This is a genomic window from Streptomyces sp. SAJ15 (genome assembly GCF_007595705.1).
Taxonomy (GTDB): domain Bacteria; phylum Actinomycetota; class Actinomycetes; order Streptomycetales; family Streptomycetaceae; genus Streptomyces.
The window spans coordinates 136,585-150,715 of record NZ_NISY01000011.1 but is presented as its reverse complement, the minus strand read 5'-3'; the positions used below and the strand labels follow the sequence as shown (position 1 = coordinate 150,715).

The window sequence follows — 14,131 nt, the reverse complement described above, 5'->3', positions numbered from 1 at the left end:
ATCGTACGGGTGAATCTAACGGCGGGAACTGTCGGGTCGCGCGGTCGGTATCTCCCCGTTACGGTCCTGTTCCGGAGCCGTTCCGGACCGTGGCCGACTTACCCCCGCAGGAAGTCCGTAATGCCCTCCGCGATCCCTTGTGCCGCGCGTGCGCGCCACTTCGGGTCGGTCAGGCGTGCCGCGTCCTTCGAGTCGCGCATATTGCCACACTCAATGAACACCTTGGGGACGGTTGACAGATTCAGGCCCCCGAGATCGTCGCGGATCGTCAACCCGGTTCCGCCGCCGAGGTAGTTGGCCGGCTCGGTGCGGGTGGCGGCGGTGAAGCGGTCGATGACGGCTTCGGCCAGTTCGCGGGAGGGGCCGACGATCGCGGAGGTGTCGGCGGCGCCGCCGCGCACCGACGCGGGGGCGATGACGTGGAATCCGCGTTGGCCCGCGCCCGCGCCGTCCGCGTGGACGGAGACGACGGCGTCCGCTCCGGCCCGGTTTCCGATCCGGGCCCGTTCGTCGACGCACGGGCCGTACCGCCGGTCGCCGTCCTGCGTGAATTCCACCTTCGCTCCGCGCTCTTCCAACAGGGCGCGGGCGCGGCGCGCGACATCGAGGGTGAACGAGGCTTCGGGGTAACCGGAGTTCGTCGCCGTGCCCGTGGTGTCGCATTCCTTCTTCTTGGTACCGATATCCACGAGTCGGGCGATCTCGGAAGGGTGTTCGCGGTTGTGGGGATTGTGGCCGGGATCGATCACGATCACTTTGCCTTTGAGGCTGCCGCGATTGTCTTTGTTGTTATCCGGGCTTCCGGACGGGTTCATTCGCGGGGGAGACGATGCGGAAGACGCGGGTCCGCCGTCGGGCTCGCCGCTGCCCGTACCGCTGCCCTTGCCGGAGCCGCTGCCGTGAGCGGCGCCGCCTCGGCCGTCACGGTCACCGTCGCCGACGCAGCCCGCGAGGGCGGCCGGCGCCAGCGCGGCCAGGGCGAGCAGGGTCAGCAGGGTGCCGCGCGGGCGGCGGCCGGATGTGGGGGGAGAGCTGCCGTGGGACACGCCGCGATCGTAACCGGGCCGCCGCCCCGAAGTCGTATCAGATGCCCGTGCCGGTACGGCGCAACACTCGCAGCGAGCGCGCCACCGAGACCTCGGTGAAGGCGCCGGACTCCAGGGCGCGGCGGTAGACGCGGTACGGGGCCTGGCCGCCGTCGGCCGGGTCGGGGAAGACGTCGTGGATGACCAGCAGCCCGCCGGGTGCCACATGCGGGGCCCAGCCCTCGTAGTCGCCGGTGGCGTGCTCGTCGGTGTGGCCGCCGTCGATGAAGACGAGCCCGACGGGGGTGTTCCAGACCGCCGCGACCTGGGGGGAGCGACCCACCACGGCGATCACGTGCTCCTCCAGGCCGGCCGCGTGCAGCGTGCGGCGGAAGGCGGGCAGCGTGTCCATGCGGCCGACCTCGGGGTCCACGACCGTCGGGTCGTGGTACTCCCAGCCGGGCTGCTGCTCCTCGGAGCCGCGGTGGTGGTCGACGGTGACCGTCACGGTGCCCGCCGCGCGGGCGGCGTCGGCCAGCAAGATCGTGGAGCGGCCGCAGTACGTTCCCACCTCCAGCAGCGGCAGCCCGAGCCCCGCGGCGGTGGTGGCGGCGGCGTACAGGGCGAGACCCTCGTCGACGGGCATGAACCCCTTCGCCGCCTCGAACGCGGCGAGTATCGCGGGCGCGGGGCCCTCGGTCACGAGGCCCTCGGTCGTGGGAGTGGGCGTGCCGGCCATCTGTCGCGTCCTCCTGGCGGTGCGTACGAGCGTGCCTACGGCTCGCGCTCGGGCCGTGCGCTGGGGCGCGCGCGGCTCGCGCCCATGCTGCCCTACGGGCGCCCCGCGAGCCCCGCCGGCCTCACCTCGACGCCCCCGGCCGCCCCGGCCGCTCCCGCCGGGCCCGGCCGGGTCCTCGGTCGCGAGTCCTGGGACCCCGTGCGCCCCTGGTGCGTCGGATTTCCCTGCCGGCGCGGCCGATCGGCTGTCAGCATGGCGGCCATGCCGCCGATATCGACCCCCACCGATGCCGCTGCCGCCGCCACCTCCCGCCGCCCCCGGCCGATGTGGGCGGTGCTGCTCGCGGCGTGTGCGGGGCAGTTCCTGGTGGTGCTCGACGTCTCGGTCGTCAATGTGGCGCTGCCGTCGATCCGCGCCGACCTGGGGCTGGGCGAGACCGGCCTGCAGTGGGTGGTCAACGCCTACGCCCTCACCTTCGCCGGCTTCCTGCTGCTGGGCGGGCGCGTGGCCGACATCTTCGGCCGCAAGCGGGCGTTCCTCACCGGACTCGGGCTCTTCCTCGCGGCCAGCCTGGCGGGCGGCCTCGCCCAGCAGCCCTGGCAACTGGTGGCGGCGCGCGCCGCACAGGGCGTGGGGGCGGCGGTGCTCTCCCCGGCCACGCTCACCATCCTCACCACCGCCTTCGCCGACGGGGCGGCGCGCACCCGTGCCATCGGCACCTGGTCGGCGGTGGGCGCCGGCGGCGGTGCGGCGGGCGCCCTGGTCGGCGGGCTGCTGACCGAGTACCTGTCCTGGCGCTGGGTGCTGCTGGTCAACGTGCCCGTCGGGGTGCTGGTGCTGGTCGCGGCCGCGGTGTGGCTGACCGAGGGCCGCGGGGAGGCCGCGCGCCATCTGGACGTGCCGGGCGCGGTGTTGGTGACCGGTGGGGTCGGCACGCTCGCCTACGGCATCGCGCGGACCGAGTCGCACGGCTGGAGCGCGGCCGCTTCGCTGGTGCCGCTGCTGACGGGGCTCGTGGTCATCGGGGCCTTCGTGGCGGTCGAGGCCCGTACGAAGGCGCCGCTGATGCCGCTCGGGCTGTTCCGGCTGCGGGCGGTAGCGGCGGCCAACGCGGTGATGGTGATCTGCGGTGCCGGCATGTTCGCGATGTGGTACTTCCTGTCGCTCTACCTCCAGAACGTGCTCCACTACGGCCCCGTCAAGGCCGGGCTCGCCTTCCTCCCCCACACGCTGTCCATCGTCGTCGGCTCCAAGGCGGCCCCGCGGTTGATGGCCCGCTTCCACGGCAAGGCGGTCGCGATGGCCGGCGCGTCGCTCGCCGTCCTGGGCTTCGCCTGGCAGAGCCGGATGGGGGCGGACGGCACCTTCCTGGACACCGTGCTGGGGCCCGGGGTCCTCATGTCGCTCGGCGCCGGGCTGATGGCGACGCCGCTCGCCGCGGCCGCGACCTCGGGCGCCGCGCCCTCCGAGGCCGGACTGGTGGCCGGCCTGGTGAACACCTCCCGACAACTGGGCGGCGCGCTGGGGCTGACCGTGCTGGCCACGGTCGCGGCCGAGCGCATCGGCTCCGAGGGGGCGGCGGGGGCGCACGGCGGGGGCGGAGCGCCGGACCCGCGGGCGCTGGCCGCCGGATACGGGCAGGCGTTCCTGGTGGCTTCGGGAATCATCGTGGCGGGCGTGGTGCTGATGGCGGTACTGCTGCCGGGCGCCCGCGCGGCGGCCAGGAAGGGAGAACACGCATGACCGACCCCGGTGCCCGTGACGACCTCGCGGCTCCCGCGGACGCCTCGGCTCCGTCGGGCGTCCCTGTTCCGGACGCCCCCGACGCCTCCGATCTGCCCGATGTTCCGGACTTTCCGGCCACCGGGCGTCGGGTGCTGGTCAGCGGGGCCTCGCGCGGGGTGGGTCGGGCGGTGGCCCAGGCGTTCGCGGCCAACGGGGACCGGGTCGCGGTGCACTTCGGCAGCCGCCGGGCGGAGGCCGAGGCCACGCTGGCGAGTCTGGAGGGCACCGGCCACGTCCTGCTGGGCGCCGATGTGTCGGACCCCGCGGAGGCGGCGCGACTGGTGGACGCGGCGGCCGAGGCGCTGGGCGGCATCGACGTGCTGGTGAACAACGCCGCCGTCAACAGCGGTCCGCACCCGCCCGCCACCACTCCGTTCGACGAGTGGGTGGCCGTCTGGCAGCGGCACGTCGCCGTCAACCTCCTCGGCACCGCCCAGCTCAGCCGGCTGGCCGCCGGGTGCATGATCGACCAGGGCGGCGGTGGACGCATCGTCAACGTCGGCTCCCGCGGGGCGTTCCGCGGCGAGCCCGACCACCCCGCGTACGGGGCGACGAAGGCGGCGGTGCACGCGCTCGGCCAGTCGCTGGCGGTCGCCCTGGCCCCGCACGGCATCGCCGTCACCTCGGTGGCGCCGGGGTTCATCGACACCGATCGGGTCGCGCCCCGGTTGGCCGGGGCGGAGGGCGCGGCGATCCGGGCGCAGAGCCCGTTCGGGCGGGTGGCGCGCCCGGAGGAGGTCGCCGAGGCCGTGCTGTGGCTGGCCTCGCCGGCCGCCCAGTGGAGCTCGGGCACCGTCCTGGACCTCAACGGGGCCTCATACCTGCGGACGTGAGCGCTCCGGTCAGGGCGGGGCCGTACCGGCCCCCGGCTCCGCCGGAACCTCTAGCGGCCGGCGTCCTCCCGCCAAACTGACGGGCCGTCAGTTAGTCTGCGGCTGATGTCTTCCCACCCCAGGCGGGATGGGCTATACATGGCCCCGTCGGCTAGAACGCGTTCTAGGCACCGCGCGGGCCGGCCGACCAGTGACGACCCCGGCGCGGCCGACGGTGCGGACGGGCGGGCCGGGGTCTTCGCACCGGATCCCCCCGTCACCGCGGCCAAGGAGCACCCACCCGATGCCCATCGACGCCGTCAAAGCCGTCTCGGCCCCGCCCACCAGCGCCGAGATCATCTGGAACCACAAGGACGTCCTGCTCTACCACCTCGGCATCGGCGCGGGCCTCCCGGCGACCGACCCCGCCGAGCTCCGCTACACGCTGGAGAGCCGGCTGCACGTGCTGCCCAGCTTCGCCACCGTCGCGGGCGGCGGCATGGCGCTCGCCGGCGGGCTCGCGGCGCCCGGCATCGACGTCGACCTCGCCGCCGTGCTGCACGGCGGACAGTCCCTCACCGTGCACCGGCCCATCCCCATCAGCGGCGACGCCACGCAGACCTCGAAGGTCGCGGCCGTCCACGACAAGGGCAAGGCCGCGGTCATCGTGCTGCGCACCGCCACCGCGGACGCCGACGGCCCGCTGTGGACCTGCGACACCCAGATCTTCGTCAAGGGGGAGGGCGGCTTCGGCGGTGAGCGCGGCCCCTCCACGCGACTCCACGCCCCAGACCGCGAGCCCGACCACACCCTGCTGCGGCCGCTCCGCGAGGACCAGGCGCTGCTCTACCGGCTCTCCGGAGACTGGAACCCGCTGCACGCCGACCCCGACTTCGCCGCGCGCGCCGGCTTCGAACGGCCCATCCTGCACGGCCTGTGCTCCTACGGCGTGGTGCTCAAGGCCCTGGTGGACACCCTGCTCGACGGGGACGTCGCCCGGGTCCGCTCGTACGCCACCCGCTTCTCCGGCGTCGTCTACCCCGGGGAGACGCTGCGCGTCCGCGCCTGGCGGGACGGTTCCCGCATCCAGGCGACGGCGACCGCCGTGGAGCGGGACGACGCGCCGGTCCTCGCCGACACGGTCCTCGAACACACCTGATACCGGAAGCCGTCTGGACGGTCGTACGAAGGGAGCCGCACCGTGCGCGCAGCCGTACTGCACGAGATCGGGCAGGACAGGCTCGACGTCCTCGACGACGTGGAGCCGGTGGGGCTCGGCCCCGGCAAGGTCAGGCTGCGGGTGCGGGCCACCGGGCTGTGCCACTCGGACGTGTCCGCGATGAAGGGCGTGCTGCCGCAGCCGGCGCCGTTCATCCCCGGCCACGAGGGCGCCGGCGAGGTGCTCGACGTCGGCGACGGCGTGACGGGGCTCGGCCCCGGCGACCGGGTGCTGATCTGCTGGCTGCCCGCCTGCCGCGGCTGCCCGGCCTGCCGGCGTGGCCAGAGCCATCTGTGTCTGGCCGGCTTCGCCGGCGCCGGAACGCCCAACTTCACCCGCCCCGCCGGCGAGGTCTTCGGCTTCGCCGGCACCGGCACCTTCGCCGAGGAGATCGTCGTCGGGGCCGGCAGCGCCGTGCCCATCCCCGACGACGTGCCCTTCGACATCGCCGCCCTGATCGGCTGCGGGGTCTCCACCGGCCTCGGCGCCGCCCTCAACACCGCGCGGGTGGCGGCCGGTTCCTCGGTGGCCGTCATCGGCTGCGGCGGCGTGGGCATCAGCACCATCCAGGGCGCCAGAGTCGCCGGCGCCGCGCGGATCGTCGCCGTCGACCCCGTCGCCTCCCGCCGAGAGGCGGCGCTCCGCTTCGGCGCCACCGAGGCGGTCGCCCCCGACGGGCTCGCCGACGCCAAGGGCCGCGTCACCGCGGGCGAGGGCTTCGACTACGTCTTCGAGGTCGTCGGCACCTCGGCGACCGCCCGCACCGCCTACGAGTCGACCCGCCGCGGCGGCACCCTGTGCGTGGTCGGCGCGGGCGCGCTCGACGACCACCTACGGATCAGCATGTTCGAGCTGTTCTTCGACGAGAAGCGCATCCTGCCCTCGCTGTACGGGGGCGGCGACGTGCTCCGCTCCTACGAGCGGGCCATCGCGCTGTGGCGGGCGGGCCGCATCGACCTGGAGGGGCTGATCACCCACCGGGTGCGGCTGGAGGAGGTCAACGACGCGCTCGACCAGATGCGGACGGGCGCGGCGCTGCGCACCTGCATCGAGATCTGAGGCGCCGGCGGGTTCTAGCCGAGCAGTCCGGCGGTCGGAGAGCGGAGACGGAAGGGGCGGGGCATGGCGGACAGGGCGGCGACGACGGCCATGGCGGGCACGGTGTCGCTGGAGGGGAAGACGGCGATCGTCACCGGCGGAGGCCGCGGGCTCGGCCGCGCGGAAGCGCTGGAACTGGCCCGGCTGGGCGCCCACGTCATCGTCAACGAGCACGGTGAGCCGGGGCCGGCCGAGGAGGTCGTCGCCGAGATCCGGGCGGCCGGCGGCAGGGCCACCGCCCACCTCGGCGACGTGGCCGACTTCGAGGTGGCGCGCGGGCTGGTCCACCTGGCGGTCGACACCGGCGGCGGCCTCGACGTCCTGGTCAACAACGCCGGCATCCTCCGCGACCGGATGGTCTTCTCGATGACCGAGGACGAGTGGGACGCGGTCATCCGCGTGCACCTGAAGGGCGCCTTCAACACCATCCGCTTCGCCGCCGCCCACTGGCGGGAGCGGGCCAAGGCGGCGGACGGCCGACCGGTCCACGGCCGGATCGTCAACACCTCGTCCGAGGCGTTCCTCGCCGGCTCGGCCGGCCAGCCCAACTACGCCGCGGCCAAGGGCGGCGTCGTCGGCCTGACCACCTCCACCGCCGCCGCCCTCGCCCGCTACGGCGTGACGGCCAACGCCATCTGCCCCCGCGCCCGCACCCGGATGACCGAGGACGTCTTCGCCGCGGTCCCGGCCCGGCCGACGGGGGCGCCGGGGGACGCGCTCGACCCGCTGGCCCCCGAACACGTCGCACCGCTCGTCGGCTATCTCGCCTCGCCCGCCGCCGCGGAGGTCAGCGGGCAGCTCTTCGTCGTGCACGGCGGGATGGTGGCGATCGTGGACCGGCCCCGGGTCGCCGCCAAGTTCGACACCGAGCAGCGCGCCTTCACCGCGGAGGAACTGGCGGGGCTGCTCACCCCGTACTACGCGGCGCGGCCGCCGGGCGAGTCGTTCGCCGCGGTCGAGGTGCTCTCCCTCAAACGGGGCTGACCCGGGACCGGGCGGGCCGCCCTCGGCGTGGCGGCCGCGGGCTCAGGACGCCTGCTGCTGCGGCGGCGTGGGCCTGCGGTGCCGGCCGTGGCCGGGGGCCTGCGCGTCCTCGGACGCGGCCTGCACTCCACGATGTCGGCCCCCGCCCACCGGGGCTATGGAGGCGCTCTGCGCCGTGGCGTCCGGGGACTGCGGGAAGGCTTGTGGGAAGGCGTGCGGAGGGGACTGCCGGTACGGCTGGACGGCGTCGCTTCGGGCTTCGGTCATGTGGGAATTCACCCCGTCAAATCGGTTTCGTGCGGTGCACGAGAGGCCCGTCACGACCGACCGCACGCGCCACCGGAACGCTCCGTGAAGCCGCCACCGTCGAGCGTCGGTGGTGTACGGAACACGTGGCCGCGTAAGCCCCCCGGGGCGATTTTAGCCAGGTCGGCGATCTGGAGGGTGCCGGACTCGCCGGTAGGACAAGCGGGTTGGTGGTGGGGGCGATCGCTCAGGGCCGCGCCATCGGCGCCTGCTGGAGCGGCACCGGCCGCGGTGCCGCGCCGCCGGCCGCGGGCGCGCCCCCTCCGAGCGCTGTCACGCCTGCCATCGTGGGTCCCGTCGAGCCCTCGGCCACGCTCCCCGTCGCGCCTTCCGTGGCGGCGTGCGACGGGCCGCACGCGCCCGCGGCCCCGTCGACCGCGCCCGTATGGCGGGCCCAGATCGGCCGCGGTACGGACGCCGCGCCAGGCGCGGGGCCCGCGCCGACCGGACGCCCCGCCGCCTCCGGACCGCCGCGCCGCTCCCACACCAGCCCGCGCACCGTGATCCGGCCGTCGACGGAGGGGCCAGGCAGCGGTGAGCCGGCCGCCGACCCCGGCGCCGCCCGGCGGCCGGCGGGCAAGCCCCCCGGCCGCGCCTCGCCGCCCCCGCCGCCACCCGCCCAGGTCGGGGCGGTCCCTGTCGAGGTGAGCCCTGTGGGGGCGGTCGCTGTGGGGGTGGTCCGTGTGGGGGTGAGCCCTGCCGGGGTGGTTCCCGTCGGGATGATCCCTGCCGGGGTGGCTTCCGGGCTGATCCCCGCCTGGGGGGTTCGCGTGAGGGTGGCCCCCCCTGCCTGGGCCGTTCCCGTCGGGTCTGTCCCTGCCGCGGCGGTCCCCGTCGGGTTGCCCCGTGCCTGAGTGGTTCCCGTCGGGTCTGCCCCTGCCCGGCTGGCTCCCGTCGGATGGGCGCCTGCCGGCATGCCTCCTGCTGGAGTGGCAGGTAACGCAGCAGGGCCTCCCGCCAGGATGGCTCCCGCCAGGATGGCTCCGGCCGGGATGGCCCCTCCCGCGGTTGCCCCCGTCGGGCGCGGCGTGGCCGGCGCGGGTCCGGAGGGGTGCGGCGGCTCGGCGTCCGGCCGGGTGCGGGGTCTGGCTTCGCCACGCCGCCTCAGCACGCGCGCCCCCCTGCCCGGCTTCACGCCCACCCCGGAGACCGGCGTTCCGCGGCCTGTGTTCAGCCCGGATCCCGACGTTTCGCTGTCCGCGCCCGCGCCGGCCCCGGACGTTTCGCTGCCCGCGCCCACGCCGGATGCCGGCGTTTCGCCGCGCGCGCCGGACCCCGATGTTTCGCCGACCAGGCCCGAGCCCTCGCCCGCGCCGGATGCCGGCGTTCCGCTGCCCGCGCCCGCCCCGGCGTCGGGGTGTGTCCCCGCCCCGGCCGCCGGCGCCCCGGCACCGGCACCCGCGCCGGCCTGGGACCGCGCGCCCGTCGTGGCGGCCGCGCCCGCGACAGCGCTCGTGCCCGCCCGGGCGCTCGTGTCCGTCCCGGCTTCGGACGGGGTGTCTGTCCCGACCTCCGGCCGCGCGGACATCCCGTAGGCGCCGCACGGCAGCCGCACACGCGCGAGGCCGCAGGGCACCTGCCCGGTCGCGTACGGCAGCCGCAGCTCGCCGTCGCGGGTCCACAGGCCGGCGCCCGGCAGCCAGCCGGGCGGCGCCGCCAGCCGCTGCAACCGCCGCTCGGCGGGGCGCCACACGGCGATCGACGGTCCGCCGCGATCGTCGATCTGGAAGGCCACCGCACACCCCTCCGGGGCCAGCGCCTGGCCGGGCTGCACCGCGAACGGGGTGGCCGCCGCCCCGGCCAGCCGCAGGCACTCCGGGAACCGCACCGGCAGCGCGGAGCCCAGCACCCCCCAGCCCAGCCGTTCCTGGCCGGGGGCGTCGGACCGCACCAGCAGCAGTCCGCTGTCCGGATCGGCCAGCAGCAGCCGGTCGTTGCTCCTCTCGGTGATCTGGAGCAGCGGACTGGTCTCGCCGTCGCGCCGTAGGTCGACCGCGACCGCCTTGGTCCGGCCGTCGAGTTCCCGGTCGAGCGCCAGCAGCCGGCCGCCGCGGTCCAGCCAGCTGCCGCCCGTGCAGCGCCCGGGCAGTTCGACGATGCGGCGCGGGGCGTCGGCCCCGTATACCAGCCACAGCGAGGTCGTGGTCGCCCCGGCGCCCGCGCCGCGACCGAGCGCGAAGACGGCCGTGCCGCCCGGCGCGGGCGGCAGCAGGGACAGCTCGGCGCAGTCGACGGAGCCCACCTGTCGCTCACCGGTGCCCGGGCCGGTCGGATAGAGCAGCGACAGCGCGTGCCGGTCGGCCACCCGGCGGCGGATCAGCACCCGCCCGTCGGCGAGCGGCTGCACCTCGCTGTCCGGCTCCTCCGGTTGCCGCCCGGCCAGCGGCACGGCGTACGGCTCGGGGCCGTCCAGCGTCCAGCGCTCGGGGTACCAGCTGCCCGTCGCGGCGCTCAGCGTCAGCCGCGCCGCGTAGGAGCCGTCGGCCGCGATGGCGAGGTCCGCGCGGGGACGAGGCGCCGGGCGCTCCCGGGACTCCGCGCCGCGCGCCGCCGTGGCGTCGACCTTCGGCAGGCTCGTAGCGCTGGCGCTCTGGGATTCGGTGGCACAGGCCGTCATGGTGTACGTCACCTCCGCCTGATGAACGTAGTTTTCGCACTTCCAGCCGAACAGTGCGAGTTGCGCCCGTTCACACATAAGGGTGGCAACTGCCTGATTCCGCTGAGGAGGTGGAGTCGGGTGTGCTGGGCGGGGGGTGCGTTTGTGGTGATTCGGTCTCTGGTTGAGCCGGACACGGGCGTCGGTGGAGCCGGGCCCGTGATGCGCGGTCCGTGGCTCGTAGCCGGTGGACCGCATTCCGTAGCCCGCGGCGCGAGGGCCGTAGCCCGCGGGGCGAGGTCCGTCGGGCCGCGTCTCCGTGCGGCCGGGTCTCCGCGCGTCCCCGCGTCCCCGCGTCCCCGTCTCCGTGGGTCCGTCGGGCCGCGTGCCCGGATGCCCGCGTTCGCCGTCTCCAGCCCCCGGTCCGTGGTCCGCGCCGCGCGATCCGGGGCGCGGGGCGGATACGGGCCCGGCCTCCGCTGCCGTACGCCCCCTGACCGCCACCGCAGACGATCGCCCACCGGGCCCAGGTGGCCGCTCCCCGCCGTCCCGGCGGCGGCTCGCGTCGCGGTCGGACGGAGAAGCGGCACCGACGGCTCCGGGACAACAGGGCACAGGTGGGAGGTAATCTCTGACCTGTGCCCGCACTCTCTGATGTCCTCTCCGCGCTCGACGCCCTCTGGCCCCCCGAGTGGGCGGAGCAATGGGACGCCGTCGGCACGGTGTGCGGCGATGTCGGCAACCCGGATGCCCAGGTCAGCCGGGTGCTCTTCGCCGTCGACCCGGTGCAGGAGGTCGCCGACGAGGCGGTGCGGCTCGGTGCCGATCTGCTCGTCACCCACCACCCGCTGTATCTGCGCGGCACCACGACGGTCGCGGCCGACACCTTCAAGGGTCGGGTCGTGCACACGCTGATCAAGAACGACATCGCGCTGCACGTCGCGCACACCAACGCCGACCGCGCCGACCCCGGCGTCTCCGACGCCCTCGCCGGCGCCCTGGACCTGCGGGTCACCGCGCCGCTGGTGCCGGACTCGGCCGACCCGGCCGGCCGCCGCGGCCTCGGCCGGATCTGCGAGCTCCAAACGCCGGAGACCCTCGCCGAGTTCGCCCGGCGCGCCGCCGACCGGCTGCCCGCCACCGCGCAGGGGATCCGCTTCGCCGGCGACCCCGACCGCGTGATCCGCACGGTCGCCGTCTGCGGCGGCTCCGGCGACAGCCTCTTCGACGAGGTGCGCGCGGCCGGCGTCGACGCCTATCTCACCGCCGACCTGCGCCACCACCCGGCCTCCGAGGCCAGCCAGCGCAGCCCGCTCGGGCTGGTCGACGCCGCGCACTGGGCCACCGAGTGGCCGTGGACCGAGCAGGCCGCCGCCCAGCTCGACGAGATCTCCGACCGACACGGCTGGGGGCTGCGCACCCATGTCTCCCGTACGGTCACCGACCCCTGGACCGCCCACGCGGCGTCCTCCGCTGTCCCTCACTAACCACAGGAGCCCCACACTGAACGCCGCGCCCGCCGACCAGATCCGCCTTCTCGACGTCCAGTCCCTCGACGTCCGGCTCTCGCAGCTCGCCCACAAGCGCAAGACCCTGCCGGAGCACGCCGAGATCGAGACCCTGAACGGCGACCTCACCCAGCTGCGCGACCTGCTGGTCGCCGCGCAGACCGAGGAGAGCGACACCGCCCGCGAGCAGACCAAGGCGGAGCAGGACGTGGACCAGGTGCGCCAGCGCGCCGCCCGCGACCAGCAGCGCCTGGACTCCGGCGCCATCACCTCGCCGAAGGACCTGGAGAGCCTTCAGCACGAGATCGCCTCGCTGGCCAAGCGCCAGAGCGACCTGGAGGACATCGTCCTGGAGGTCATGGAGCGCCGCGAGGCCGCGCAGGAGCGGGTCGCCGAGCTGACCGGCCGTGTGGAGTCCGTGCAGGCGAAGCTGAACGACGCGACCGCGCGGCGGGACACGGCGGCGGAGGAGATCGACGCCGAGGTCGCCACCGTCACCAAGGAGCGTGAGGTCGTCGCCGGGTCCATCCCGGCCGACCTGCTGAAGCTGTACGACAAGCTGCGCGCCCAGCAGGGCGGCATCGGCGCGGCCCGGCTCTACCAGCGGCGCTGTGAGGGCTGCCGGCTGGAGCTCAACATCACGGAGATCAACGAGGTGCGCGCCGCCGCCGCCGACGCCGTGGTGCGCTGCGAGAACTGCAGCCGCATCCTGGTCCGCACTCCCGAGTCGGGGCTGTGACGGGGCCGTCGAACGTGACGCGTGAACTGATCGTCGAGGCGGACGGCGGGTCCCGGGGCAACCCGGGGCCCGCGGGTTACGGCGCCGTCGTGATCGACGCGGCCACCGGCGAGACGCTCGCCGAGGCCGCCGAGTACATCGGCCGCGCCACCAACAACGTCGCCGAGTACCGCGGACTGATCGCCGGCCTGCGCGCCGCCCACGCCCTCGCGCCGGACGCGCGGGTACGGGTCCGCATGGACTCGAAGCTCGTCGTCGAGCAGATGTCGGGCCGCTGGAAGATCAAGCACCCCGACATGCGGCCGCTGGCCGCCGAGGCGGCGACGATATTCCCGGCCCCCCAGGTGTCCTACGAGTGGATCCCGCGCGCGCAGAACAAGGCGGCGGACCGGCTCGCCAACGAGGCCATGGACGCGGGCGCCAAGGGCGGCCAGTGGCAGCCCAAGCGCGGCGCCGCGGCGCCGACGGCTGTGGCGACGGGCGCCGAGCCGGGCGCCGCGGTCGGTTCGCGCGCGTCCGTCGCGTCCGCCACGTCCGCCGTGGCCGCGGACCCCACGTCGGAGGCGGCGCTGGCCGCCGAGCGGCCGCAGACCCCGCCGGTGGGCTGGGCCGCGTCCGCCGACCTCGGGGCGCCCACCACCTTCGTGCTGCTGCGGCACGGGGAGACGGCGCTCACCCCGCAGAAGCGCTTCTCGGGCAGCGGCGCCCAGGGCACCGACCCCGAGTTGTCGCCCGCCGGCCGCCGCCAGGCCGAGCAGGTCGCGGCCGCGCTCGCCGCGCGGGGCACCATTCAGGCCGTCGTCACCTCGCCGCTGCGCCGCTGCCAGGAGACGGCCCATACGGTGGCCGCCCGCCTCGGTCTCGACGTGCGCGTCGACGAGGGGCTGCGCGAGACCGACTTCGGGGCCTGGGAGGGGCTGACCTTCGCGGAGGTGCGCGAGCGGCACCCCGCGGACCTGGACGCCTGGCTGGCGTCGGCCAAGGCCGCCCCGACCGGCGGCGGCGAGAGCTTCGCGACGGTCTCCCGCCGGGTGGCGCTCTCCCGCGACAAGCTCATCGCGCGGTACGCGGGGAAGACGGTCCTCCTCGTCACGCATGTGACGCCGGTCAAGACGCTGGTGCGGCTCGCCCTCGGCGCGCCGCCGGAGTCGCTCTTCCGCATGGAGCTGTCGGCCGCGTCGCTGTCGGCGGTGGCGTACTACGCGGACGGCAACGCCAGCGTGCGACTGTTGAACGACACCTCGCACCTGCGCTAGCCGCGCACGCGCGCGCGGCGTCGGCCGCGCGGAGGCGCGGTGGTCGCGCGAGAACGGGCGACCG

General features: G+C 75.4%; 12 protein-coding genes. 8 read left to right on the top strand and 4 right to left on the bottom strand.

The window, feature by feature from the left end:
- Positions 1–98: 98 nt before the first annotated feature.
- Both CD790_RS24905 and CD790_RS24900 read right to left on the bottom strand, forming a co-directional pair.
- Positions 99–1,046 (bottom strand): N-acetylmuramoyl-L-alanine amidase, encoded by a 948-nt coding sequence (locus CD790_RS24905; protein WP_144385565.1) that lies wholly within the window; start codon positions 1,044–1,046, stop codon positions 99–101.
- A 37-nt stretch (positions 1,047–1,083) separates the two neighbouring features.
- The gene (locus tag CD790_RS24900) at positions 1,084–1,764 is read right to left on the bottom strand and encodes a class I SAM-dependent methyltransferase (RefSeq protein WP_144385564.1); all 681 of its coding nucleotides are present in this window, start codon (positions 1,762–1,764) and stop codon (positions 1,084–1,086) included.
- Positions 1,765–2,016: 252 nt separating this feature from the next.
- Here CD790_RS24900 and CD790_RS24895 point away from each other — a divergent pair, with 252 nt between their 5' ends.
- From CD790_RS24895 to CD790_RS24875, 5 genes are all read left to right on the top strand, one after another.
- Positions 2,017–3,507: an MFS transporter gene (locus CD790_RS24895; RefSeq protein ID WP_144385563.1), complete on the top strand. Its 1,491-nt coding sequence runs from the start codon at positions 2,017–2,019 to the stop codon at positions 3,505–3,507.
- Complete coding sequence (locus tag CD790_RS24890) at positions 3,504–4,382, top strand: SDR family NAD(P)-dependent oxidoreductase (protein ID WP_144385562.1); 879 nt, start codon at positions 3,504–3,506, stop codon at positions 4,380–4,382. The genes CD790_RS24895 and CD790_RS24890 overlap by 4 nt, the downstream gene beginning before the upstream one ends.
- A 283-nt stretch (positions 4,383–4,665) precedes the next feature.
- Complete coding sequence (locus CD790_RS24885) at positions 4,666–5,520, top strand: MaoC/PaaZ C-terminal domain-containing protein (RefSeq protein ID WP_144385561.1); 855 nt, start codon at positions 4,666–4,668, stop codon at positions 5,518–5,520.
- 42 nt (positions 5,521–5,562) lie between these two features.
- Positions 5,563–6,639 carry a Zn-dependent alcohol dehydrogenase gene (locus CD790_RS24880; RefSeq protein WP_144385560.1) on the top strand — a complete coding sequence of 359 codons (1,077 nt, stop codon included), beginning with the start codon at positions 5,563–5,565 and terminating at the stop codon, positions 6,637–6,639.
- Positions 6,640–6,702: 63 nt separating this feature from the next.
- Positions 6,703–7,662 (top strand): 3-oxoacyl-ACP reductase, encoded by a 960-nt coding sequence (locus tag CD790_RS24875; RefSeq protein ID WP_260867857.1) that lies wholly within the window; start codon positions 6,703–6,705, stop codon positions 7,660–7,662.
- A 42-nt stretch (positions 7,663–7,704) separates the two neighbouring features.
- Here the strand turns inward: CD790_RS24875 and CD790_RS24870 are convergent, their stop codons facing one another.
- The gene (locus tag CD790_RS24870) at positions 7,705–7,929 is read right to left on the bottom strand and encodes a hypothetical protein (RefSeq protein WP_144385559.1); all 225 of its coding nucleotides are present in this window, start codon (positions 7,927–7,929) and stop codon (positions 7,705–7,707) included.
- Between the two features lie 226 nt (positions 7,930–8,155).
- A complete protein-coding gene (locus CD790_RS36970) occupies positions 8,156–10,585 on the bottom strand; it encodes a hypothetical protein (protein ID WP_399218175.1) in 2,430 nt (809 codons plus the stop codon).
- A gap of 617 nt (positions 10,586–11,202) precedes the next feature.
- On the opposite strand from CD790_RS36970, the gene CD790_RS24860 reads away from it, so the two are divergent.
- Genes CD790_RS24860 through CD790_RS24850 form a run of 3 tightly spaced genes read left to right on the top strand, consistent with a single transcriptional unit; the run spans position 11,203 to position 14,067 of the window.
- Positions 11,203–12,051: a Nif3-like dinuclear metal center hexameric protein gene (locus tag CD790_RS24860; protein ID WP_144385558.1), complete on the top strand. Its 849-nt coding sequence runs from the start codon at positions 11,203–11,205 to the stop codon at positions 12,049–12,051.
- Positions 12,052–12,067: 16 nt separating this feature from the next.
- Positions 12,068–12,811, top strand: a complete 744-nt coding sequence (locus CD790_RS24855; RefSeq protein ID WP_144385626.1) for a zinc ribbon domain-containing protein — start codon at positions 12,068–12,070, stop codon at positions 12,809–12,811.
- Between the two features lie 14 nt (positions 12,812–12,825).
- Entirely contained in the window at positions 12,826–14,067 is a 1,242-nt protein-coding gene (locus tag CD790_RS24850; RefSeq protein WP_144385557.1) for a bifunctional RNase H/acid phosphatase, read from the top strand.
- Positions 14,068–14,131: the final 64 nt, after the last annotated feature.